The sequence below is a fragment of the Vibrio sp. Of14-4 genome (genome assembly GCF_022347625.1).
Taxonomy (GTDB): Bacteria; Pseudomonadota; Gammaproteobacteria; order Enterobacterales; family Vibrionaceae; genus Vibrio; species Vibrio pristinus.
Genome location: NZ_JAKRGI010000001.1, coordinates 42,743 through 67,678 on the forward strand (window position 1 = coordinate 42,743; position 24,936 = coordinate 67,678).

The window sequence follows — 24,936 nt, forward strand, 5'->3', positions numbered from 1 at the left end:
TATCAGGGCTGATATCTATCAGCCCTTTTGTATTGGTTAACTATTCGCTTGTCTGGCTCGGCAAGTTCACCGCCGCAATGCTTGCAATGGATTGCATCTGAGTCGTGTCCCGCGCGACTGCAATTAGGGCACTTAACCAAAGTTTTATGGGCATTCATCTCTTTGTTTAATTCTGCTGTGATAATACCGGTTGGAACGGCAAGAATTGAGTAGCCCAATAACATGGTGAGCGAGGCCAGCGCTTTACCCAAATGTGTTTGAGGGACGATATCTCCATAGCCAACCGTAGTGATAGTGACGATCGCCCAGTAAATACTTTTGGGGATACTGGTGAACCCATTGGCTGGCCCTTCAATAACAAATATTAATGAGCCAAAAATGGTAACGAGTATTCCGACTGTGCTGAAAAAGATCAGGATTTTTCTGCGCGCCATTAAAAGAGAGCGCAGCAAGATATTCGAATCTTGTAGGTAGCGTACCAGTTTTAACACCCTGAAGATTCGCATTACCCGCAGCAAGCGAATCACACCCATAAATGATGCCCCGGGGAAGAAAAAGGCAAGATAAGTGGGCAAAATAGCCAGTAAATCAGCCACGCCATAAAAACTTTTCGCATAAGCACTAGGCTTGGGTGAGCAATATAGCCTGAGGAGATATTCGATACTAAATAAGGCGGTGAATGCGTACTCTAAATATCGCAGCTCCATTTTCCATGGTGAGGCAATGCTTGGCACAGACTCTAGGACAAGCACAGCAAGAGAGGAAAATATGGCGACAATCAGAGCAATATCAAAGGCACGTCCAGCTTTGGTGTGAGTGCCGAAAATGATGATATATAAATAGTGTTTTAATGCGTGACGCGGCATGAGAGAGCTACCTTTTAATCAATAGCACCAATCATACCTTTATCAGTTTCATCAAGCCAACCCAGGAAAAAGGTTTCGCAGTCCGTTAGCAATAAACTCAATACCTAAAGCACCAAGGATCAGGCCCATAATACGGGTGATAACGTTGATACCAGTTTGTCCTAAAAATCGAACGATCAGTGGCGCAGAGCGAAACAATAACCATGAGCAAAAACAAAATAAACCGACGGTAATACTGATACCTACCGTATCAATCGCAGTGGGGTAGCGAGCGCCATATACTATGGTGGAGCTTATGGCACCAGGTCCAGCCATAAGAGGCATGGCTAGAGGGACAACTCCGATTTGCTCGCGGCTAACGTACTCCGACTTTTCTTGTTTGTTTTGTTTATCCTCACCCAACTTACCACTCATCATTGAAAATGCGATGCTGAGTAACAAGAGGCCCCCAGCAACGCGAAATGAGTCAAGAGAAATGCTGAACATATCGAGCAGTATCTGACCTGCTAATAACGATATGATCAAAATGATGGCCACGGCAAAGTTTGCTGTGGTGGCGGTTTTGTTTTTTTCCTCTGCCGTCATATGACCCGTAAGAGAGACAAAAACCGGCATGATGCCAACAGGGTTCACTGCGGCGACTAGGCCTAAAAAGAATTGTAAAAAAATCGCGAATTCGAATGTCTGCATTGTCTGCGCCTAAGCATAAGAGAAGTTAACTATCTGTAACATGCGGAATATAGTTGAAATTTCATTTGTCCACGAGTGAAAAAAGCTAATTATTGGCAAAAATATCGACCTAGGTACTTTCTTGGTATTTTTAGCGCAGATTTGCCTTCATACAGGTTTTAACATTTTGTACATTTCTTGTCACAGCTTCCATCATTGCCGCATTTTTATTTGTCTCTGAAGTCTCCGTCTGTTGCACGACAATGGTGAGCTACATGTAACTGGTACTTTTGGAATTGAAATTTTTTTACAACCCCTTGGCTAGAAATCAGCATAAATTAATTATGCACTGAATGATTTATGTACTTTCTCTCATGATCTGATTATCTACAAGTGTATGGTTAATCGATATTTTTTATCTTGTTGCTAAGTAAGTCATCAAAGACTATTTCTGAACTGATCTGGGTCAATTTTTTTCACCATCTGAAATAATATAATCACTCGTGAAAGCTATTTACTAACAAAGAAAAGCGATGTTAAGCAGGTTATGCGTGTTAAGTGTTGTTAATAAAAAGTTTTTATAATTTGTTAATTTTAGGAGATTCCCTATGCCTGTCACTAATATGGCCGAACTCGATGCAATGGTTGCACGCGTTAAGAAAGCGCAGCAAGAGTTCGCAACATACTCTCAGGAACAAGTCGACAAGATCTTTCGTGCAGCTTCTCTAGCAGCAAACCAAGCACGTATCCCGCTGGCGCAACAAGCGGTGGAAGAGTCGGGAATGGGCATCGTTGAAGACAAGGTTATCAAAAACCATTTTGCTTCTGAGTTTATCTACAACAAATACAAAGATGAAAAAACCTGTGGCATTCTTGAGCAAGATGACAACCTTGGGACTATGACTATTGCTGAGCCTGTGGGTATTATCTGCGGTATTGTGCCAACCACTAACCCAACCTCGACTGCTATATTCAAATCACTCATTTCCCTTAAAACTCGCAACGGCATTATATTTTCTCCTCACCCACGTGCGAAAAACTCAACCAATGACGCCGCTAAACTCGTTTTAGATGCGGCAGTAGCTGCTGGTGCTCCAAAAGACATTATTGGTTGGATTGACCAGCCATCAGTGGAACTGTCGAACGGTTTGATGAAGCATGATGACATTGCGCTCATTCTTGCAACAGGTGGCCCAGGTATGGTGAAAGCGGCCTACTCTTCTGGTAAGCCTGCGATTGGTGTGGGTGCGGGTAATGTGCCAGTGGTTATTGATGAAACCGCTGATATTAAACGCGCGGTTGCATCTATATTAATGTCTAAAACATTTGATAACGGTGTTGTTTGTGCATCAGAGCAAGCCGCGATTGTGGTTGATGAAGTATACGACGAAGTGAAAGCGCGCTTTGCCTCTCACAAAGCGTATGTATTAACCAAAGCCGAAGCAGAGAAAGTGCGCAGCGTTCTTCTGATTGAAGGTGCGTTGAATGCCAAGATTGTTGGTCAGCCTGCTCCTGCGATTGCTGAAATGGCTGGTGTTTCTGTTCCAGCAGATACTAAAGTACTTGTCGGCGAAGGCTTAGGTAAGGTGTCTTATGACGATGCTTTCGCTCACGAAAAGCTCTCGCCAACGTTAGGTCTATTCCATGCAGATAACTTCGAAGATGCGGTTGCTCAGGCTGTGACTATGGTTGAGATTGGCGGTATTGGTCATACATCTGGTCTATACACCAACCAAGATACTAATGCAGATCGTATCCGCTATTTTGGCGACAAACTGAAAACGGCGCGTATTCTGATCAACATCCCGACGACTCACGGTGGTATTGGTGACTTATACAACTTCAATGTTGCGCCTTCTTTAACGCTAGGTTGTGGTTCTTGGGGTGGTAACTCTATTTCTGAGAATGTCGGTCCTAAGCACCTAATTAACAAGAAAACTGTAGCTAAGCGAGCTGAAAACATGTTGTGGCATAAACTACCTAAGTCTATCTACTTCCGTCGCGGTAGCCTTCCTATTGCATTGGGTGATTTAGAAGGTAAAAAACGTGCTTTCCTAGTCACAGACCGTTTCCTATTTAACAATGGCTACGCAGATGATGTTGTCAGCTTATTGAAAGCGCAAGGAATGGAAGTGCAAACTTTCTTCGATGTAGAAGCGGACCCAACACTGTCTGTGGTTGAGAAAGGCGCTGAAGCCATGAAGAGCTTCCAGCCTGATACCATTATCGCACTTGGTGGCGGCTCGCCAATGGATGCGGCGAAGATCATGTGGGTAATGTATGAACACCCAGATACGCATTTTGAAGAGCTTGCCATGCGCTTTATGGACATTCGTAAGCGTATCTACAAGTTCCCTAAAATGGGTCAAAAAGCCGAGCTTGTTTGTATCACCACAACATCTGGTACAGGTTCAGAAGTCACACCGTTTGCGGTAGTAACTGACGATAAAACAGGCGCTAAGTACCCACTAGCGGATTATGAAATTACGCCAAACATGGCAATCGTAGACGCTAACTTAGTGATGAACATGCCTAAATCGCTGACTGCGTTTGGTGGTTATGATGCGGTGACTCACGCGTTAGAAGCTTATGTATCTGTTCTGGCCAACGAATATTCCGATGGGCAAGCACTGCAAGCACTTAAGATGCTCAAAGAATATCTGCCATCAAGCTATGCAAATGGTGCTAATGATCCAATTGCTCGTGAGAAAGTGCATAACGCAGCAACTATCGCAGGTATTGCTTTTGCGAATGCTTTCTTAGGGGTTTGTCACTCAATGGCACACAAAATTGGAGCTGAGTTCCACTTGCCACATGGTTTGGCTAACGCACTACTGATTTCTAACGTGGTACGTTACAACGCGAACGATAACCCAACCAAGCAGACCGCTTTCTCTCAATACGACCGACCACAAGCACGTCGCCGTTATGCAGAGGTAGCCGATCACCTAGGTTTGAGCCAAGAGGGCGACCGCACGGCTCAGAAGATCGAGCGTTTACTGGCTTGGCTGGATGAGCTTAAAGTGAATCTAGATATCCCAATGTCTATTCAGGCAGCAGGTGTGGCTGAAGCAGATTTCGTGGCTAAACTTGATGAGCTTGCGGTTGAAGCATTTGATGACCAATGTACTGGTGCGAACCCTCGTTACCCATTGATCAGTGAGCTTAAAGCGGTATTGCTAGATTCTTACTATGGTAAAGCTTTTGTTGAAGGTGAAACCTTCGAAGGTACAACGGTAATTAAGAAAAAGGCCGATCAAAAGGCAGCGCCTAAAGCGAAAAAAAGCAAAACTAACGCATAAGTAGGTATAAGTTGTGAGGTAGGTTTTCGCTAGCACGAACTAACCTAACTATCGGGAAAAACCAAGCCCCAGATGAAAATCTGGGGCTTTTTATCGTCTATATCTTTTGCCAGTGACTTTTAGCACAAAGGGCCACTGCATCTTTTAAGATCAAAGCTTGATGCTCAAAGAGAGATGATGAGGGGGTACCTTTCTCTTCGATGATGGTCTGACAAAGCTCTGGTGTGATGGGCGAGAGCAGCCAAATAAGCTCGCGCACAAGATTACTCACCACTAGGCAGGTTTGTTTCGCTTTGACTTCAGGTTGCGTTTTGTTAACCAGCCATGGTGCTCTTTGGTGAAAGAAGCCGTTTAACTCGGTCAGTACCCAATTTATCTCTTTAGCCACGCGGTGAAGATCACGAGTTTGATAAGCGTTAATAATGCTCTCGAGCACTGGAATGACCTTGCTAATACAAGTAAGGCTTTCTTTATCAAGCTGAGAAATTTCAGCGAGTTTGATTTCACCAGCAAAGTTTTTAGTGATCAGTGTGTGGTTACGTTTGACGAGATTAGCAAGGTTATTGAGCAGATCGGCATTAATGGTTTGGGCAAACTCATCAAGGACTAAATTACCGTCTCTATGCAGCGGCTTGTGACGTGCAAGTGCGTAACGTAGCCCATCGCAAGTCAGTTTCTCAGAAAAGAGGCTGGGGTTCACCGTGGTGTCAGGATTGGATTTAGAAATTTTTTCGCCGCCAATGGTCCACCAACCGTGGACTATTAGTTTTTGCGGGAGCTTTATATCCAAAGCCAGTAAAAATGCAGGCCAGTATACCGCATGAAACAGGAAGATATCTTTGCCTATTACATGTTGTGTATTGGTAAGAGTATGCGCGTTGCCATCACAATTCTGTATTGCGCTAAGGTAACTAAATAACGCATCAATCCAAACGTATACGGTATGGTCTTGATTACTCGGTACTTGGATTCCCCACTTATTATTAATTCGAGATACAGATAGGTCGTCGAGTGGTGAGGATTTGAGTTGTTCGATTAAGCTTTGTTGATAATGACCGGGTTCAATGCAGTTATCGTTTGATTGGTAGTATTCAATTAGTGCCTCGCGATATTTCTCTAAGCGAAATAGGTAGGTTTCCTCCTGACTGAAAATTACTTCGCGCTTATGAACTGGACAAGATGCGCCATCGAGAAGATCCTTTTCAGGATAAAACTGTTCGCATGCAATGCAGTAGTGTCCAGAATAATGCCCAAGATAGATATCTCCTTGCTGCTCAAGCTGCTGCCAAATACGCTGGATGTTTAATTTGTGCTCGGTATCTGTGGTGCGGATAAAAGCATCCGGTTTAATAGCAAGCTTTGGCCATAACACTTGAAAACTTTGTGAAAGGTTATCGACGAAGTCTTGTGCTGGGAGATTATTTGATTGAGCCGCCGCGGCAATTTTTTGGCCATGTTCGTCAGTGCCTGTGATGAGTTGGCAGCCGATATTCGTCTGTGAAAGGCGCTCATATCGACAAAAAATATCAGCGATAATACCAGTGTAGGCATGCCCTAAGTGTGGCTCTCCGTTGGCGTAAAATATCGGTGTCGTAATAAACTCTGTCTTTGAAGGTTTAGATAAATTTAGCTTAAAACTATGGTTGGTATTCATTGGCCGATCTCCTTGTTTTTCAATGCTAAGGTCGAAAAGAGAGGCCAGATATCACTTGGTTTTACCACCTTCCCAACCGTGTATTAGGGAATGGTGATGCAGTGATTGATAAATTTAGAACACGCAGACCATCCCTCGCAGCATTCGCTGTGAAGGCATGTTCATCATCATGCTTGTGGTTAAAGCAGTGTGGGTGGCTGGAGTAGTTTTTGTGTTCATTGTTTTAAGCTAACAGACTTGTTCACTGTGGGCAATAGATGGTTTGGCTGTTTAGCCCCAAACTGTATACGAGTATGGGGCTAGTTCGTTGATTAAACTATTTCCCGATGGCTATTTTTCGTCTTCTGGAAGCTTGACGTTGAGCTCTAGGACGGAAATATCATCGTCTTTATGCTCAAAAGATAAGTCTACCATGGATGGGTCAACGGCAACGTACTTTGCAATGACTTTTAGGATGTCTTCTTTGAGTTGCGGCAGGTAGGATGGCGCAGGATCGCCCTGACTACGGCGTTCCGCAACAATAATCTGCAAGCGCTCTTTAGCTAAATTGGCAGAAGTTTTCTTCTGTGGTCGGAAAAATTCAAGTAATGACATTTAGCCTCCAAATAGTCGCTTGAAGATACCTTTCTTCTGCTCAGTTAAAAAGCGGAAGTCGATTTGAGAGCCTAATAAGCGCTCTACAGTATCATCATAGGCCATTCCTGCGTCTGTCTCATTGTCGAATATGACAGGTACACCTTTATTTGATGCGTTAAGCACCGCTTGGCTTTCTGGAATCACTCCAAGTAGGGAAATATGCAGAATATCTTCTACATCTTCGACACTCAACATATCACCTTGTGTCACTCGTGTAGGATTGTAGCGAGTCAATAGAAGGTGCTGTTTTACAGGCTCTAGCCCTTCTTCAGCGCGGCGAGATTTAGAGTCAAGAATACCCAGAATCCGGTCTGAATCTCGCACAGAAGAGACTTCAGGGTTGGTTGTAACAATGGCTTCGTCGGCAAAATAGAGAGCCATCAATGCACCTTGCTCTATACCCGCAGGAGAATCACAAATGATAAAGTCAAAGCCCATTTCATCGAGTTCATCAAATACACGGCGAACTCCGTCTTTGGTTAAAGCGTCTTTATCACGAGTTTGAGAAGCAGGTAGGATAAACAAATTATCGGTGCGTTTGTCCTTGATGAGCGCTTGATTGAGAGTGGCTTCACCATTAATTACATTAACAAAATCGTAAACTACGCGGCGCTCGCAGCCCATAATTAAATCTAGATTTCTAAGACCGATATCAAAATCGATAACCGCGGTTTTTTTACCTTTCAGAGCGAGGCCCGAAGCAATTGCAGCGCTTGATGTAGTTTTGCCTACACCACCTTTACCTGATGTGACAACAATAATGCGTGCCATTATTTGTTCCTTATTTTCTTAAACTGTTAACGACTCGAATTTAAGCGAGTCGTTTTCTAAACTGAACATAACTTTTTTTTGCCAATATTCGTCTGCGAACTGCTCTGTGATCCAATAGTGGCCAGCTATTGACATCAATTCAGCATTGAGTTTATCGCAGATGATGACAGCGCCTGTATTACCGCTAGCGCCTGCAATGGCGCGGCCACGCAATGTGCCATGAATATGGATTGAACCATCTGCAATAACTTCCGCTCCTTCGCTGACATGACTTAACACCACTAAATCACTGTCTTTGGCGTAAATTTGTTGGCCTGAGCGTACTGGCGTACGGACGATTTTGGTTGGCGCCATAGTCGCGGGCGCTTGAGAAGGCGATTTACTGGCGGACATAATCGCAAACTCAGCGTCAGATGCGAAGTTTTGTGTACGTTTGTCTCGGCAGCCAGTCACGCCGACTGGAATCATACCTGCTTGGGCAATGCCATTTTTTAATCGTGGAAAATCAATATCGCCTGCCACTTTTGAAATATTAATGACAACAGGTGCCTGCGCAAAAAAAGCGGGTGCTTGCTCTACTTTTTCGCTGAGAAACCGAATCGTATTTTCTACATGGTTATCAGAAAGGTGTAAAACTGATAGAGTAAAGCTACTTCCTTTCAGATCGGGTGAATTCGACATCTTATTTGAGGACCTCTTAGGGCGTTGCCTGAGACTAGGGGTATCATGTTATATTCCCGCACAAAGCACAGCAAGAACTCTTGTGCTCAATTGGTTGTTTTGCTCTCAAAATTAGCGAAACATTGACGTTATATACATTCAAATAGAAAAAGGCTTTTCATGCTTTGTGCAATTTACAAAAGTTCTAAAAAAGAAGGCGCGTATTTATATCTTCCAAAGAAAGGGGATTTTTCACAAGTCCCTGACACATTGATGCAAATGTTTGGCAAACCTACCATGGTAATGATGGTGAATTTGGACGGACGAGAGTTGGCTCAAGTCGATATCGATAAAGTGACTCAGTCTCTTAAAGATGATGGCTTTTTTCTTCAAGTGCCACCGCCGCCAAAGAATCTACTAGATGAATACAAACAACAAAAGGCGCGCCGGCAACCAGACTAATTTCTCTCATCTATAATAGGGAAGTTGTCGGCGAATCATAATGTTGCTCAAGGAGGGCAATGTGAAGAAATTATTGTCAGTCATACTAGGTGCGACGATTGCAAGTTCAGTTTGGGCAAGCGATCAGAGTTTTGAACAATACGTCGAAGGGTTAAAAAGTGAAGCGCGAAGCAAAGGCATCTCGGAGCAGACGATTAATGCTGCCTTTGCGAATGTGACATACAAACCACGGGCGGTGACTGCGGACCGTAACCAACCAGAAAAGCGCTTAACCTTGGATGAATACATTCCCAAAGCGGTGCCAGATTGGAAAGTCAAACAAGCGAAAGAGCTGTATGAAAAACACAAAAAATCGCTGTATAAGGTAGGTGAACAATATGGTGTTCAGCCTCGTTTTATCGTCGCGCTTTGGGGTATCGAGAGTAACTTTGGCACCTTTACTGGTAACTACAGTGTGATTGATGCCTTATCGACCATGGCTTATGACGGTCGCCGAGAGGCGTTTTTCCGCAAAGAAACCATGGCAGCACTGACTATTTTAGATGAAGGGCATATTAAGCCGGAAGATATGAAAGGCTCATGGGCAGGCGCCATGGGTCAGTGCCAGTTTATGCCAAGTTCTTTCCTTTCTTATGCTGCAGATGGTAGTGGAGATGGTAAGAAAGATATTTGGGAGAATGAAGCGGATGTATTCGCTTCTGCGGCTAATTATTTGAGCCAATTTGGCTGGACAAATGAGCACACTTGGGGGCGTCAAGTTAAGCTGCCCAAAGGTTTTGACACCAGTATTCAAGGGCGCAGTGAAGAGAAAGGGAAGTATTTACAGGAATGGAGCCGACTTGGGGTAACGCGCTATGACGGACGGCCACTACCTAAATTAGATGAGGATATCAAGGCATGGTTGATCGCACCAGATGATGCAAATGGGCGTGTTTACTTGGTTTACAATAACTACAACGTACTGATGAAGTGGAATCGATCGTATTATTTTGCTTTGGCGGTGAGTCATCTCGCTGATAGAATTGTGCTTTAGATGTTAATGCAGGAGCTCTTTAGGGCTCCTTTTTAAATTTTGGGGACTTCGTGTTAGCCGATCGTGCCGCGCAGATGATAGTGTTTGCAACACTATTGACGCATAAAAACTTTACTCAAGCAGCGAAAAGCCTTGGTGTTTCTGTTTCTCATGTCAGTAAGCAGCTTGCTTTGTTGGAGGATTCGTTAGGCGTAAAGCTTGTTCAACGTACGACGAGAACTTTCACCCCAACAGCCGAAGGCGAGCAGTTTTTCCTCCATTGTCAGAAAGTATTGCAAGCGGTCACTGATGCTCAACAGGAAGTCGAGGTGCAAAAGGATGAGGTTGCGGGTTTGATTAGAATTGGCCTGTCTCAATCTTTTGCGACACTTCATATACTCCCCACTATTGACGAGCTGCGTATTCAGCACCCTAATTTACAAGTTGAGTTACACCTGTTCGATAATCGAATAGACATGCTCCAAGATGGGTTAGATCTCTGGATCACAAACAATGAAACCTTGCCAGAAGGTTATGTAGCGCAGCGATTGGCTGACAGTCAGTTTGTCGTGGCCGCTTCGCCTGAATATTTGATTAACCATACGAGCCCAATACACCCTAATGATTTGGTTGAACATAACTGTATTATCTATCGAAGCTGGGAAAGAGATTATACCTCTTGGTTATTTTCCAGACAGAGTGAACAGCTTACCGTTAAGGTATCAGGAAACTATTCGGTTGATTTGGCCAGTGCGGTTCGAGATGCCGCCGTGGCTGGTTGGGGAGTGGCATACCTAGCCACTTATCTTATTGGTGATGAGTTTAAACAGGGCAAGCTTATCCAGCTGCTTCCTGATTGGACACCTAATCAAAACATGCCATTTTACGCGGTTTATCCTAGCCGCCGTCATTTGTCTCCCAAGATCACCGCCGTGATCGATTTTATCAAACATAAGATAGGTTCTCCCTGTTATTGGGATGAAAGATTACTCCCTTATATCCATAGATCTTAGCGGTATTATTATTTCCATATGAGTAAATATATTTTCCAAATGGAAAATAAAACCCAAAGGCAAACGTTTATCTTTATATAAAACAAATGGTTAAAATAGGTGCTGAGTTCCTGTCTATTTTGCAAAATCTGAGTGTTAACATTTCGAGTTTGCATCTTACATTTTACTCAATATCATCCGGCGCCATTCTTTGTGCTCTTTCGTCGGATATTGTAATGAACTCGATCCTAGGAATTATCGCCATCCTTGTAATCGCATGGCTTTTGTCTACTGATAGAAAAAATATAAACCTTAGAACAGTGTCGCTGGCCTTTGTTCTTCAGGTGACTTTTGCATTATTAGTGCTGTATGTACCCGCGGGTAAAGAAGCACTTAACAGTGTGACTCAAGCGGTATCCAATTTGATTAACTACGGACAGGAAGGGATTGCCTTTCTGTTTGGTGGCCTTGCAACAGGTGGTTTTACATTTGCCATTAATGTGTTGTGCATCATTATCTTTTTCTCGGCCCTTATTTCAGGGCTTTATCATATTGGTCTAATGCCGAAAGTGATCAATATTATTGGTGGTGGGCTGCAAAGGCTTTTGTCTATCGGCCGCGCAGAATCACTGTCTGCAACAGCCAATATTTTTGTTGGTATGATTGAAGCGCCTTTGGTTGTGAAACCCTACTTGCGTCATATGTCAGACTCGCAGTTTTTTGCCGTGATGACAGGTGGCCTTGCTTCTGTTGCTGGTGGTACTTTGGTTGGGTACGCATCTTTGGGCGTTGATCTTAATTTTCTTATCGCAGCGGCATTTATGTCTGCGCCAGCAGGATTGCTAATGGCGAAAATCTTGGTGCCCGAAACTCAGCAAACTAGCCCAGATATGGAGCTTGAAAATGTTGACTTGCCGCGCGCGACTAATGTGGTTGAAGCGATGGCTGATGGAGCTATGTCAGGGCTTAAAATTGCTGTGGCAGTAGGCGCAACTCTACTTGCCTTTGTCAGTGTCATCGCGATGCTCAATGGCATCTTGGGTTGGTTTGGCGGCCTTATAGGAATGGAGCTGAGTTTTGAGCTTGTACTTGGTTACTTATTTGCGCCGATTGCTTGGCTCTTGGGTATTCCATGGAATGAAGTTATCACCGCGGGATCGCTTATCGGTACTAAAGTCGTGGTAAATGAGTTTGTAGCATTTATCCAGTTAATGGAAGTACAAGACCAACTGAGTGAACATTCACAGGCAATTGTTATTTTTGCTTTGTGTGGCTTTGCGAACATTTCAACTATGGCCATGCTTATTGGTGGATTGGGTAGTTTAGTACCTGAGCGTCGAAGCTTTATTTCAAAATACGGTTTTAAGGCCATTGCAGCAGGTGTGTTAGCTAACTTAATGAGCGCAGCCGTTGCGGGTGTGGTTCTCGGGTTATAAGACATTAAAAAGCTGCTTGGAAACAAGCGGCTTTTTTAGGTAAGGGCTTCAAGCTCGGTAATGTTGTTGATGGCTTCTTGATTGGTTGTGCCACAAACAACAGGGCAAGGCTTAAATTCATGGCAAACTTTAGGTCGCTCTGGACGGCCAAACAAGTTACATAAATTGTCTTTATTGAGTTGAATACAACGAGTTCCCGCAGGTTTGCCATTCGGCATTCCCGGTATAGGAGAAGAAATACTCGGCGCGATACAACAGGCTCCACAGCCTAATCGGCAATCCATACAGTGATCCTCGATGAAAGTGAAGGCGCAGTCTAGCAAAAATTAACCTTCGAAGCATATTGGTATGTTTAAAACACGCTTTTAAATTTAACTCTGTCAGGCGATAAGTCGCATCATTTATCCGGGGTGAAACCTCAATAATCATTTTACTTTCTATTATTAATAAAATTGTTAATTAGTTGATTGTTCCACTAGACTTTAGAGTTAGGGGAACGCCTGTCGTGTTCGAATTCAGTATAACTTGGGACAGCAGTACGATGAGCAGTAGTAGCTTTTGGACCAAACCTTTGGGCATCGCCGTCATGGTACTAGGACTGTGCGGTGTGGTAATGATTGGTATAGGGGTCCATTCCATTGTTGACCACCAAAGTAAGGAAGCACGCAAAGAATTACTGGGTACTTGGCGAGAAGCCAATGTCGCGAGTTATTCTGCAAACCGACTCAAAGTAGCCAACGAAGGCGTATATTGGAATGGCGATCTTATCAGTACCCATTTTTCTTTCGATGGGGCAACGCTCGAATTCAAACACGGTAATAAAAGACAAGAGTATTACCTCGATCGTTTAAAAGGCACATTGGTTCACATCAATGGTCAGTACAAAGCCCAATATCTAAAGCAAGGGTATCATGGTCAATATACCCAAGGGCGCAATTGAATTTTACCTGCCATTTTAACTTCAGGCTTGCACTTTATCAGCCATAACGGTATAAAGCCCTCCCTTTGTCCAATATCTAAATAATGTTTATGAGCCTGCCATTTTGGGAAAATAAATCTCTCGAGCAAATGACCGAACAAGAGTGGGAAGCACTTTGTGACGGTTGTGGTAAGTGTTGCCTACATAAACTCATGGATGAAGACACAGAAGAAATCTACTACACCAATGTAGCCTGCAGTTGGTTAAACAGTAAAACGTGTTCGTGTAAAGATTATCCCAACCGTTTCTCATCAGGTGAAGAGTGCACCAAGCTAACTCGTGATGATATTGATGATTTTACTTGGTTGCCCCACACCTGCGCCTACCGCCTGCTAGCAGAAAAACAGCCTCTTCCAGAGTGGCACCCACTGATTACTGGCTCAAAATCCGCCATGCACGCCGCCGGAGAAAGCGTGCGCAACAAGGTGGTTTATGAAATCGAAGTAGTGAATTGGGAAGACCACATTTTGAATCATCCTAACCGTGAATAGGTGTAGCAAGGAATATCAAGGCTTTGCTTGTGGTCAATTCATCAATATTTATCTATATTCTAAAAATTTGTGGACATAATGTGGACGTTTTAGTGTCCATATTAGGCCCCAAAGAATTAACTCTACTGCACAACTGTTTCAATCAAGTCAATTCCTTTTTTTTCAACCTATCATTTTTCTAGTTGGCTATTTAAATTATAAATGTCATGAATAAATGAATTAGGCAAAAAAACCAGTTGCATATATAGTATTGTTTCGGTGTTCTTGTTAAGAGACTTGGTATGCCTACGTAAAGCAGCTGATTCAATCTTCTTTGCATGTCATTGCTGATTGTGGGGCTGTCAGCACGGCATGAAAGGGAGGGAGTGTAGCGAGTGCTACCTGAAGGCGTGCTGCCGGGGTTTGCTTATCTCTGGATGATGAAAAATTAAAGCGATTCTGTCGATAATCAAGATGGGTGACGAGGCCGGAAGCCCAAGATTTAAGGTATAACTATGTCAATGCAAACTGGATTAAACCTACCAGATTCAGAAATTTTTATCGGTTGGTTTGAATTAATGGTTCATTTAGGTTTCACAGAAAAGACCTCAGCGCTTGTGGTTTTTGTGTTAGTTGTAATGTCTATTTTAGTATCTTTATACGTCACATATAAATCCCTTATATCTATAAGAGACTATAGCTACCTAAAGTTTTATAAACTTGTTAAAGAGCTCGGTCAGCCAATTTCTTATGGTATGGAGGCTAAACTAGAACAGATTAAATTTTCCCGGGGATGGGGATTCAAATGTCCATACATGATGTCTGTTCAGTTTGAAACTGTGTTCCCTAAAGTAAAAAAATCATTTCCTAGGGAACATTTTTACAGCACGGTGAGGTGGTTAAAGGTTGAAAGGGGCCAGCTGGCTCGTGTGGGTAAACTGCTCAGAAGTGTCGATTTGGTCATGCTTACTGGTACAACAGTAATTTCTTTGTTTATTTTTATTATTTTCATCTACTTAGCTACTATTTCGATTGCAGGAAACGAGCTTAAAAATATATACCTGCTCTTACTCAGTGTCTTCTATGGATACATTGTAAAAGATGGTGTTCAAGTTCTACTAGGGTACCTTCGTGCAAAAAAACTAATAGAGTTAATTACAGAAGACAATGAAATAGTGGGGAAATCTACAGCATTGTCAGCTATTCCTGAAATCGTTTGCTTTAATCCATCAGGGCACTTTAATGAAGGAATATAATCTTACAACGGTGACTATAGCAGAACGAAAAACAGAAGTGAAAAGTAGAGGAGTGAACGTTTTTGTGACAAAATTGATACATTATATCTTATTGTTTTTTTAAATAAAAAATTTAAGGAACCGTAAGATCACATCTTGTGTCACCTTAATCGAGACTAGGCATAGCAAGGTTTATTCAGGCGGTGATAAACATGAGTTTATCACCGCCTTTTTGTCCTGTGTTTGCCTATCTGTTTTGTGTGTATCCACTCAAATTTAGAAGTAATGGAACAGGGGAGGTTCGTGCATTAAAAAGTTCTGGTGTGAGATGTTCCAAGCGTAAGCGCCCGCCAAAGTGAACACCACATAATCCCCGATGTCGATGCGTTCTATGACTTGATTGCGCGCGAGGACATCTTTAGGTGTACACAACTGACCGACCAAAGTCGCTGTCGTGTGGCCGATTGGGTTTGAAATCTCTGGGCGCTGCTGATTATGCAAAACCACAAAAGGATGGTCATGGTTTTGGGCAGCTGGGGTGCGAAAATGGTGGGTACCGCCACGTGCTATGACGAAGTTTTCACCAAGGTTTTGCTTAATATCCAGTACTTCCATCACATAGTAGCCGCAAGGCGCTGAGATATAACGTCCGCACTCGAAACGCAATAGCCAATTTTGCATCTGCTCTTTTGCAATCAAAAACTCCAACTTGTCGCAGAACTCTTCCCATGGAAAGTGCTGCTGAGGGTCTTGGTAATTGATACCCATACCGCCACCGAGGTTGATGGTGAGTTCATCGAGTGTGTATTTCTGTTTCCAGTCTTTTACAACTTGAAAATACCGTTCCATCAAGGCTAAGTGACGACTCACATCCAACTGATGCGACATTAAGTGGAAGTGAAAGCCTTTTAATTGGATTAATGGATAATCACGCAACAACATGATGGCGTTATCTAGTTCGGCCTCATCTAGACCAAATGGTGTTGGTTTACCTCCCATGGCCAATTTGCTGAGTGTGATATCACCAATGTCGATATTCATGCGCAGAAAAATAGACGCGCTTTGGCCCAGTTTCTGAGTTAAGGCACCAATACGTTGCAATTCGGTGATACTTTCCACATGAATTGCATCCACATCCAGTTCGATCGCTTGTTCTAATTCGCTCGGCATTTTGCCAGGGCCACCAAAGATCAGAGGCTTGTTAAGTCGCTGCTGATGAAGGTGGTTTAGCTCACCGCCGGACGCCGCTTCAAAACCGTCAACGTAAGGTGCCAGAGTACGTAATATTGGCTCAGAAGGATTCGCTTTGGCCGCATAAAACAACTCAACGTTTTTGGGCAGCACGTGACGCATCCCTTTGATGTGACTTTCAAGTGCGCTAAGGTCATAGAGATAAGCACACAGTGGTTGTTGCTGTTGCTTGGCCAGTTGCTCTATTTCTTGTTCAATGTGTGAAGGAAGTTGCAACGAATTAATCATGGCTTTCACCTTTGTTTCGAGTCGTCCATGGTGCTAACACTTGGGTATAGCTCGACTCTTTGTCAGCGTTTTGCATCAATCGAGTGGTAAAATTATTTTTACTTGGGAAATATCCGCCATCGAGCAGTGATTCTAGTTCTGGCTGCTTGCCGTTGATCGACTGCCAGCAAATAATGGCGTCCCTCAATATACTCCACAACGCTTGCTCAAGTTTTGAGTTACCTTCAGAAATAAAGAAAACGGCCTCACTGATGTTGTTGATAAAAGTACAATAACCAATGCGACTCCAGCCTTGCTCGCGGCTATAGTAAACCGATTGTAGAGCACGTCCAGATAATTGGTTTAAGGAGTCAGCTGGCCAAAACTCTGGAAGCAGTTTTGTGCCTTCTAAGTCGCGAATCCAAACGCAGCACGGCATGCCTTTGTCAAAGCCAATCAGTGTATTTTGTAAGTGGGGTTCAAATGCCACACCGTGTTTAAAGTAATAATTAAACACGCCCGGAATTAAGCAGTGCAAGTAGCGTTCGAACCACAGCGTTGCGACATCCTCATACTGGCTTTGGTTTTCTTTTGCTTTTTGTGTTAGCTCTTTGGCGATGCAACTATTTCCATCTCTGTCGTAGGCAAAAAGCGCTCCGGCCAACGTTGGCTGCAAAATGTCCGTTTCACTTTGAGTAAAGTTTTCACGGTATAAAATACCGAATGATTCGCGAGCTTTTATCACATCGTCATGTTCTAGCCCAGCGATGGATTCTAGATTTAGTGTGGTTGCGTAAGGTTCAGTCATGACCTTGAACACAGGGTTTCGCAGTTGCTCACTCTCTTTTATCGAGCGCAAAATCGAGGTCAATTGAACCGCACTGTCGAGTTCATACCACGCATTTTTGCGCACACAGTTAGTTAAACGCACATTGATAGAAAATTTAGCAAACCAGTCCATGTCAGGATGATAAAGCGTACGCACTGAAGATGTTGGCAGGAGTTTTTCACCGCCCAGGCCCAGAGGAGTAATTTTACCTTGGTCAATCGCTCGTTTGACGACGGGGTTTTGTAAAATGGTATAGCTTTCCCATGGGTGGCATGGATAAAGCACTGTCGATTCGACATGACATTTTGCAGGAGCGAGTTTGTCTAGCATCGTCTTTGGTGTTTTGCGCTTATCTGACTGCAATACGTCAAGCAGTTTTCTGTCTACTTTAAACCAATACAGAGGGACTTGTGCGCCAACTTCTGGTGAGCAAATGAGCAAGTCATCGATACTGACGCCGGAGCGGCTCTTTGGCGTTGGGTGGAAAGAGTGTCCCCAAATCAATGATTGCTCTGAGGCGATAAATTGATTGTGGTGCTGGTGGGTAGGCTCCGAGTTGAGAAATTGTTCAGTAATCACCAAACTGTTTTCCATTTGCTCGATCAGCTCGTGATTAAATGGGATCACTAATGCGTGTTTTAGGTACTCTAAAAGCAGAGTCATAGTTTGAGTGGCGTCCAATTTAGACCATCCTGCCCCTGATTTTCTAGACCAAGGTCTGTCAGACAGCTTTATCTTGCCTAATTGGCTTATGTATTCCACAGGCAATACCAGCAGATCGCCTTCATTGAGGTTAATCGCCACGAGCTGGCTTGGACCATAGTTTCTTTTCAAGGTCTGTGGCAGTGAGGCTGAACTAAAACCCCAAATAACATGCTTATTGGGTATGGCGTATTCACGCAGATAACAATTTACCACGCTCATAATGGTATTGAGCTGGGCTTTCTCATGATTGAGCTGAGTTTTTTTATGGCCCATTAGGCCTATATTCTGTGTTAAGTTCTCAGTTGGAGATGATTGAGTGTTTAACATGTCGATGTCCAAATTTTGAATGGATGAGCAGCGCTATTGCAGTACAAGCGCTGACCAGACTAGAAAGTAAGAAAAGAACCTCAAGCCAACCCAAACTCGAGATAAAAGATGCACTTAACCCAGCTGCCACTCCGCCCCATTTAGACATTGCATCAAAGCGTGAGAATATCTTACCGCTTTGTTGCCTGTCGATTTGGTCTGCTAACGCTTGGTGTAACCCTTGATAACAACAGACCATGCCCAATCCAAATAGGATACGAGCGATGATCAACACCTCTTGGTAAGGCATAAGGTGCATCAGAGTACCTAGCGAGAGCAAACCAAAACCAAGTAGCAAAGTACTGAGCTTGTGATGACGATTGAGCCACTCCGAGAAGGCCTGTGCTTTGCCAGTAAAAACTAAATAGACGCCATGTGGAAGAGCGTACAGAAAGCCGACCCATGCTTGATTTGTCACCCCAAATTGCTGCACGAAAGGCGAGAAATAGGGGAAGGTAACAACCATTGCAAACGCAAAGCAAAACTGCGCAACGAACACCCAATACAGAGAGCGTAACGAAGCGCTTTTGTTATCTTGTTGCCGACCTTTTTCTTGATCTTGAGTATTAGGCCTAGCGATCGTATCTGCTGGCAATGTCAAAGTGATCGCCATGGCAATCAAAGGCAGAACAGATAGCCAAAGGTATGCGCTGAGCGGGCTGGTTTCTGACAAACTCCACCCTAGTCCAATTGGCGCGATGATCAGCGCCAAGCGAGCAGAGAGCTGAGTCTTATTTAGAGAGGCTCCGAGGGTTTTTGCATCTTTAATCTGGCTGCACAAATAGCTATTAGAAGCCGCCATTGTGCCGCCAAAGGTTCCCTGAATAATAAGACCAAACACAAACATTGCTAGATTGTCTGCCAAGCCACATAAAGCAAACCCAGCTGCGAGTCCAAGCTGAGCACGCAATAGAGACCGGCGTCTGCCATATTTATCAGCAAACTGGCCCCAAAATCGCGCAGCCAAAGCGGTGCAAAAGGTAGGCAGAATAAATAGGGCGCCTGCCCAGTTTGCGTCAATGTGTGCGCCAAGTGTGGGTAATACCATTGGCAAGAACAAAGGCATTCCTAGTGCTGAAAATGCCGCAATAAAGTGGCAAAGCAGCACGCAATATATGAGTTTGGTCATGATGGATTAGCTCACGCTTTTCTCTACGGTCTCTATGTACGCTTGTTGTGCTTTTTCACTCGTAAGCAGCAAGAAGTTAGGCGCGGATAGTCCATAAAACTTGTTAATATCGCTAGCGCCTGATGCTTGTTTAGATAACAAGCTGCCAGAGCTTAATAAGTACTTGGCGTACAAGTATGGCGAATTAAATAGCATCTCTTTAGCGAGCTTGATGTCGTGGCCCTGACTACTGAGCTGCTCAAGCTGTTGGGAGAGGCTATCAGCGACTACTTTGTAGAGGGAAGCCGAGCTTGTAATGCCTTTAGCGGCCATTGCTTCGATAATAGCGGCAATGTCGAGCTGCAATGTAATCGTGGTAAACATCTGACCAAGCGCCAGTTCATTGTCTACCTTGATACGTTGGTCTAACAGCTGCTCGCACTTAACCGGAGAAGCGTGCTCATAGGCTTGAAATCGCTCTGGCCAAATGCGCGCTGCATCATTGTCTTTCATGGCTAAGGTCATCTTACCTTGGTCATTAAAAGCAATGATGGCGTTTTGTTGGTTAGACTCCAGTGCGATGCCATAGCGAATCCACAAAGTAAGATGAACCTTAGATAACAGCTCAACATAATCTTTGAACCAAGCTAGGGTATCTTGCTGGTAATATTGGTCGGCGAGGTGCTCTAAGAATAGGCGTCCATCCGGCATTGGACTTGCGAGCGCGGCAACAGGGACAAGAGCTTTGTCTGTTGAATGATTGAGTGGGTATTCTCGTACTATGTAGGCGAAACTTTTTTCCTCGCCAACATGCCCCCCATGTTTTTCATTGCAATGAAAAAGTGAGCCTTGCAGATCACTATCGCTTTGCTCTAGATGAGTGAGTAAACGTTCAAACCAGTGCCCATCATAAATCGTTGATGGCTTGATAAGGCGAATGTTTTTTGTCCCCAATGAGCGCATGATAAGCGGCACCTTAATGTGAATATGTGGCGCTTCATTCACCACCACGGTGCGTACGGATAGAGTTGGGGTAACCTCAAGGTATGAGTTTGGTGCAGCTATGATGCCCTCTGGCAAAGACTCTAGGCTTTGCAGCGTTAATGGATGAGCTGGAAATAGTTCATGGCTCAAAGCAAAGTCGCTTGGCAGGCCGACTTGCTGCATGGTTGGCCAGCACACTGGCTGGGAACTTGTTAAGCTGACGAGAGACTTGTCAATGGCTAGCCAGCGCAAAGCAAAAGTTTGGGCAAACTCTGGTGCGTATTGCGCAAGATCCTCATCATTTAGGCCGAATTTAGCCCGAGCGGTCGGATAATAGGGATGGTCAAGGTAAGAGGCAATTTGGTCGGCGAGCAGTAATTTCTGACCCCAGTTATCTAATTGGGAGATTGGTTGCATCAAAGACTCAGAGTGCTGCGTGAAAGCATCATCACACAGTGCCTTGTGTTGCTGCGCGCATTCAAGCTCCTGTAAGTAATTATCGAGTAATGAATGAGAGCTTTCGTGAGCACAGGCTTTGAGCAAACTAATCCAATCTTGATAGTGGTATTGATGCTCTATTTGACCATTTTTTTCGATAATCCATCCCTTGCCATCTTCCCCAGCAGGAGAGCTATATACCCAGCTCTGCATGTAATAGCTGGCTGTGACGGGTAAGTAGAGAGTAAAATCCGAACTATCGAAAATTGCCCATATCTGGTCTACACAGTGAGTTGCGGTATTGACGGCTTCAGGGAGCTGAGTGGTAAATTTGCTTTGCGAAACTATGCCAAATAAGTCTTCTCTTAGGCAGGTATCAATAAGGCGCTGAGTTAGGTAAGAAGCATTGTTGTTCATGCAGTTACCTCGCTCGCTGCTTTTAGATCAAATTGAGAAATGGTTTTTTGCAGCGTCGGTTCTAGGTTTTCGCCAGACGGTGAAACGACGGAAATTCTTGCCAAATAATCTTTATTAGAGAAGCTTTGTGTAAAGTTTTCACCCACTTTTTTTAGCACTTGTTGCTGGATGACAATATCATCTTCGCGCTCAAGAAAAGATGTGGAGTTGCCTTCAATTATACCGCTTTGGTCTGCTACCACGTAGTGGACATTTGCACTGCCATTCATCTGAAATTCACTGTCTAACTCTTTTCCTAGATGAAGGTTTAATATGGTGCTGAACCAATTCCCTTGGGTGAGATTATCAAGTAAAAACTCTTTACCGTCGCCAACACTTCGATAATTAATTTCAACCAATACAGGGCCTGATTCTGTAATGATGAACTCGCTATGACAAACCCCCAGACCTACACCAAACTCCTTTAGTTGTCTGACGCACTCGTCTCTAAACTCAACACTAAGAGGGCCATTCCATGTTGCAGCTGTCTCAATAAAGAATGGCGGTTCGGCGAGTTCAACATCAAACCCACCAAGAGCCGTGATATTTTCTCCGTCGCCCAGTGTCTCGACTGAGATCACCGTACCCTCAAGAAAAGCTTCTACTAGGATTGGGTTTGTCGGGTGTTTTTGCCAGAAATGCTCACAATAGATTTCAAGTTCACTTTGCGAGTTACAGCGCTGAACATCTATGCTCGCCACACCTTCTTTTGGCTTTGCGACGACTGGGAAGGGAAAATCTAACTTAGGTGCGCTACCTGAATATAACAATTGACTGGCAATATTTGGTAACAGCTTTTCATTCAGCACTTGGCGGGTTAGATATTTGTTCTTTGCTTTTAGCGTCACCTTCCAGTCTTTGGCGGGTACGCAAAAAAATTGTGCGCAGATTGCAGTAGAGGTTTGCAAATGATCGCTGTTACTGAAAATAGCATTTGGTTGTAGCTCTTGGTTCGTGATGGTTTCGATAAGCTCTAGCGGATTAAATACGTCACATTCAAGGATTTCATCAGGGCTGAACCGTTTGTCATTCTCGCTTAATTTTAAATGGTTGAACTTATGATCTGTGATCAGGATGACCTCAAGACCCATCGCTTTTGCTGTCGGTACAAAGCCATGAGTCACGGCGTCATTTACGACGTGAGTTACGATAATAATCGTAGGTTTCATGGGAGCTTTCCTAAATTTTAAAACGTTGTTGTCGTCTGCTCACGACTGGCTTTCAAATGGTCTCTTTCAAGTTCTGTGGAAAGAGGGACTTTCTAATTTATTGTTTTAATGACTGATCTATCATTTCGTTTTCCACTATAGATAAAAAAATAAATATTGCAAATATAAATGAGATTTGTTTTCATTCGCAGCGTAGTGGTTATATAAATAAAAAACGGAATAACAAATGAACATGAAACTGACCTTGTCCCCGTTGGCTTTCGCCATTGGAGGAACCTTGGCTACAGTGGCACCAACCGCCGTGTCTCAAGAACAAGAGATGGCAGACGAAACCTTACAAGTCATCGGGCACCAGTACCAAGGATATGCGGACAATATGCCTCAATCGGGGACGAAAACGGATGTGGATTGGCTAGATGTTCCGCAAGCTGTCTCAGTGGTAACGCAAACCGAGATGGAAGACAGAGGCGCTGTACGTTTAGTCGATACACTGGATGGTGTCGCAGGGGTCAATAATACCTTGGGAGAAGGCAGTCGAGATCAATTTGTGATCCGTGGCTTTGATGCCCTTCATGATATGTATCGCGACGGCATGCGTGATGATGGCACTTTACAGTCCTACCGTAGTCTTGCAAATATCGAACGGGTTGAAGTGGTCAAAGGTCCAGCAGGCGCGCTGTATGGACGCGGCTCTGCGGGTGGCATTATCAACTTGGTCACTAAACGAGCAAATGGTGATAACTTCACAAGCGTTAAGGGTAGTGTAGGCAGTAATAGTCAGTTTGTAGGCCAACTGGATAGCTCGATGGCTTTTTCGGACAAGGTTAATGGCCGCATTAACTTAGAGCATCGACAAGCCGATTCTTACGTCGATCATGTTAATTCAAGTGATTTCTTTATTGCCCCGACCATTCGAGTCATGCCCAACGAAGGCCACACTATCGACTTTGATGTTGAATACGCGCATCAAGAATTGGTGCCTTATCGCGGCGTTCCATCTAAAGATGGTAAACCTGTCGACGTCTCTGAGAGTACTTTTTACGGCGGAACCAATGATTATCAAGAATCAGATAGCCTGCGCCTTGGAGTGAATTATGAATGGCTGCTAAACAGCGAGTGGACGTGGACAAACCGCGCCGCTTATAACCATATTGAGCTGAAACAAAAAGGAACACGCCAAACGAAGAACGAGGTCACAGGGAATGAGGTTTCTCAGACTGTCAATAACTTTGGCTATGATCCTCGAACCACAGCAACACTGCAATCTGAGCTGGTATGGGAAACGCACTCAAACCAAATGATGATAGGTGCAGATTACAACCAGATCAATATCGATTTCGTTTCAGCAAAAGATGAAGGTGTACCCAACAAAGATATTTATAACCCTGTATCTGGGCCAACGCCGGATCCTGGCTTTACTCCGTCACGTGATAATACCACCACCACGGCAGGTATTTATCTTCAGGATGTATACACTTTTGGCGACCTGTCAGTTATCGGTAATATGCGCTACGACGCGATGAAGCTTGAGCAGCAAGCAGTTGGCTCAGCACAAAAGAATCTTGATGACAACAAAGTCAGTTATCGTGGTGGCTTGGTATATCGCATTAGCAGTGATATGTCTGTGTATACGACTTTTGCCCGCTCGTGGCAACTACCCGATGCTGGGATCTACATTAAATCAGAGCTCGCTGAATTTGATCAGACCGATCTTAAAGAAGTCGGTGCAAAAGCCTATCTGCTCAATAATGCCTTGATGCTAAATGCCGCTGTGTTCCAAATTGATCAAAGGCAACCACAATTCGAGACTGATGGTGTCGTTACAAGCAAAATCGACCAACGCCACCAAGGTTTTGAGCTTGAAGCACGCGGACAGATCACAAAGCAGTGGGATGTCTCTGTCGGCTATAGCTATCTGGATGCCGAAAACAAAGCAACCGGCAAAAAGCCCAACGATGTGTCCGATCACCTGTTCTCACTTTGGAGTAGCTATCAGCTTAATGACAACTGGCGTATGGGTGGCGGCGTGAAATACGTTGGCGATCGTTATGCTGGCGACAACGAAGCGGTGGCATTAGGTGACTACACCACAGTTGACTTGATGGCAGCGTACACAACGGGCCGTCATAAAATCCAAGCCAATGCTTATAACGTGTTTGATGAGAAGTATGTTCTTGGCGCAACAAATGGTACCAGTGGTTTAAACCAAGTGGGTTACGGAGCCCCAGCAGAATTTATGCTCAGCTACGGCTATCAATTCTAATTTTTCTTTGCATATT

General features: G+C 44.0%; 21 protein-coding genes. 9 read left to right on the plus strand and 12 right to left on the minus strand.

Going from position 1 to position 24,936, the window contains the following annotated elements; genetic code table 11:
- Window positions 1–2 precede the first annotated feature (2 nt).
- Window positions 3–866 (minus strand): ion transporter, encoded by an 864-nt coding sequence (locus MHN79_RS00185; protein WP_239171181.1) that lies wholly within the window; start codon window positions 864–866, stop codon window positions 3–5.
- A gap of 51 nt (window positions 867–917) precedes the next feature.
- A complete protein-coding gene (locus MHN79_RS00190; RefSeq protein ID WP_239171182.1) occupies window positions 918–1,556 on the minus strand; it encodes a YchE family NAAT transporter in 639 nt (212 codons plus the stop codon).
- Between the two features lie 587 nt (window positions 1,557–2,143).
- Between MHN79_RS00190 and adhE the strand changes: the two genes are divergently transcribed.
- Window positions 2,144–4,837 carry a bifunctional acetaldehyde-CoA/alcohol dehydrogenase gene (gene adhE, locus MHN79_RS00195; protein ID WP_239171183.1) on the plus strand — a complete coding sequence of 898 codons (2,694 nt, stop codon included), beginning with the start codon at window positions 2,144–2,146 and terminating at the stop codon, window positions 4,835–4,837.
- A gap of 97 nt (window positions 4,838–4,934) precedes the next feature.
- Here the strand turns inward: adhE and metG are convergent, their stop codons facing one another.
- From metG to minC, 4 genes are all read right to left on the minus strand, one after another.
- Complete coding sequence (metG, locus tag MHN79_RS00200) at window positions 4,935–6,491, minus strand: methionine--tRNA ligase (RefSeq protein WP_239171184.1); 1,557 nt, start codon at window positions 6,489–6,491, stop codon at window positions 4,935–4,937.
- A gap of 330 nt (window positions 6,492–6,821) precedes the next feature.
- A complete protein-coding gene (gene minE / locus MHN79_RS00205; RefSeq protein ID WP_152430021.1) occupies window positions 6,822–7,085 on the minus strand; it encodes a cell division topological specificity factor MinE in 264 nt (87 codons plus the stop codon).
- A complete protein-coding gene (gene minD / locus MHN79_RS00210; RefSeq protein WP_239171185.1) occupies window positions 7,086–7,898 on the minus strand; it encodes a septum site-determining protein MinD in 813 nt (270 codons plus the stop codon).
- Window positions 7,899–7,916: 18 nt separating this feature from the next.
- Window positions 7,917–8,579: a septum site-determining protein MinC gene (gene minC, locus MHN79_RS00215; RefSeq protein WP_239171186.1), complete on the minus strand. Its 663-nt coding sequence runs from the start codon at window positions 8,577–8,579 to the stop codon at window positions 7,917–7,919.
- A 159-nt stretch (window positions 8,580–8,738) separates the two neighbouring features.
- Here minC and MHN79_RS00220 point away from each other — a divergent pair, with 159 nt between their 5' ends.
- The 4 genes from MHN79_RS00220 to MHN79_RS00235 all read left to right on the plus strand — a co-directional run bounded on the left by MHN79_RS00220 (window position 8,739) and on the right by MHN79_RS00235 (window position 12,460).
- A complete protein-coding gene (locus MHN79_RS00220; protein ID WP_114787084.1) occupies window positions 8,739–9,020 on the plus strand; it encodes a YcgL domain-containing protein in 282 nt (93 codons plus the stop codon).
- Window positions 9,021–9,081: 61 nt separating this feature from the next.
- Window positions 9,082–10,053, plus strand: coding sequence for a lytic murein transglycosylase (locus MHN79_RS00225; protein WP_239171187.1), 972 nt, complete (start codon window positions 9,082–9,084; stop codon window positions 10,051–10,053).
- Window positions 10,054–10,103: 50 nt separating this feature from the next.
- A complete protein-coding gene (locus MHN79_RS00230) occupies window positions 10,104–11,045 on the plus strand; it encodes a LysR family transcriptional regulator (RefSeq protein WP_239171188.1) in 942 nt (313 codons plus the stop codon).
- 215 nt (window positions 11,046–11,260) lie between these two features.
- Window positions 11,261–12,460, plus strand: a complete 1,200-nt coding sequence (locus MHN79_RS00235; RefSeq protein ID WP_239171189.1) for a NupC/NupG family nucleoside CNT transporter — start codon at window positions 11,261–11,263, stop codon at window positions 12,458–12,460.
- Between the two features lie 35 nt (window positions 12,461–12,495).
- Here the strand turns inward: MHN79_RS00235 and MHN79_RS00240 are convergent, their stop codons facing one another.
- Complete coding sequence (locus tag MHN79_RS00240) at window positions 12,496–12,744, minus strand: YkgJ family cysteine cluster protein (RefSeq protein ID WP_239171190.1); 249 nt, start codon at window positions 12,742–12,744, stop codon at window positions 12,496–12,498.
- A 257-nt stretch (window positions 12,745–13,001) separates the two neighbouring features.
- Between MHN79_RS00240 and MHN79_RS00245 the strand changes: the two genes are divergently transcribed.
- From MHN79_RS00245 to MHN79_RS00255, 3 genes are all read left to right on the plus strand, one after another.
- A complete protein-coding gene (locus MHN79_RS00245; protein ID WP_239171191.1) occupies window positions 13,002–13,400 on the plus strand; it encodes a DUF2850 domain-containing protein in 399 nt (132 codons plus the stop codon).
- Between the two features lie 89 nt (window positions 13,401–13,489).
- On the plus strand, window positions 13,490–13,930 hold the full coding sequence (locus tag MHN79_RS00250; protein ID WP_239171192.1) for a YcgN family cysteine cluster protein: 441 nt from the start codon (window positions 13,490–13,492) through the stop codon (window positions 13,928–13,930).
- A gap of 494 nt (window positions 13,931–14,424) precedes the next feature.
- Entirely contained in the window at window positions 14,425–15,165 is a 741-nt protein-coding gene (locus tag MHN79_RS00255; protein WP_239171193.1) for a hypothetical protein, read from the plus strand.
- 255 nt (window positions 15,166–15,420) lie between these two features.
- Here MHN79_RS00255 and MHN79_RS00260 read toward each other — a convergent pair whose 3' ends face one another.
- From MHN79_RS00260 to MHN79_RS00280, 5 genes are read right to left on the minus strand one after another with little or no spacing between them, the layout of a single operon-like run.
- Complete coding sequence (locus tag MHN79_RS00260; protein WP_239171194.1) at window positions 15,421–16,623, minus strand: type III PLP-dependent enzyme; 1,203 nt, start codon at window positions 16,621–16,623, stop codon at window positions 15,421–15,423.
- Window positions 16,616–18,463 (minus strand): IucA/IucC family protein, encoded by a 1,848-nt coding sequence (locus tag MHN79_RS00265; RefSeq protein ID WP_239171195.1) that lies wholly within the window; start codon window positions 18,461–18,463, stop codon window positions 16,616–16,618. Before MHN79_RS00265 ends, MHN79_RS00260 begins: the two co-directional genes overlap by 8 nt.
- Window positions 18,435–19,631, minus strand: a complete 1,197-nt coding sequence (locus MHN79_RS00270; protein WP_239171196.1) for an MFS transporter — start codon at window positions 19,629–19,631, stop codon at window positions 18,435–18,437. Before MHN79_RS00270 ends, MHN79_RS00265 begins: the two co-directional genes overlap by 29 nt.
- Window positions 19,632–19,637: 6 nt before the next feature.
- Window positions 19,638–21,449: an IucA/IucC family protein gene (locus tag MHN79_RS00275; RefSeq protein ID WP_239171197.1), complete on the minus strand. Its 1,812-nt coding sequence runs from the start codon at window positions 21,447–21,449 to the stop codon at window positions 19,638–19,640.
- Entirely contained in the window at window positions 21,446–22,657 is a 1,212-nt protein-coding gene (locus tag MHN79_RS00280) for an ATP-grasp domain-containing protein (protein WP_239171198.1), read from the minus strand. The genes MHN79_RS00275 and MHN79_RS00280 overlap by 4 nt, the downstream gene beginning before the upstream one ends.
- A gap of 226 nt (window positions 22,658–22,883) precedes the next feature.
- Between MHN79_RS00280 and MHN79_RS00285 the strand changes: the two genes are divergently transcribed.
- Window positions 22,884–24,920, plus strand: coding sequence for a TonB-dependent siderophore receptor (locus MHN79_RS00285; RefSeq protein WP_239171199.1), 2,037 nt, complete (start codon window positions 22,884–22,886; stop codon window positions 24,918–24,920).
- Window positions 24,921–24,936 lie beyond the last annotated feature (16 nt).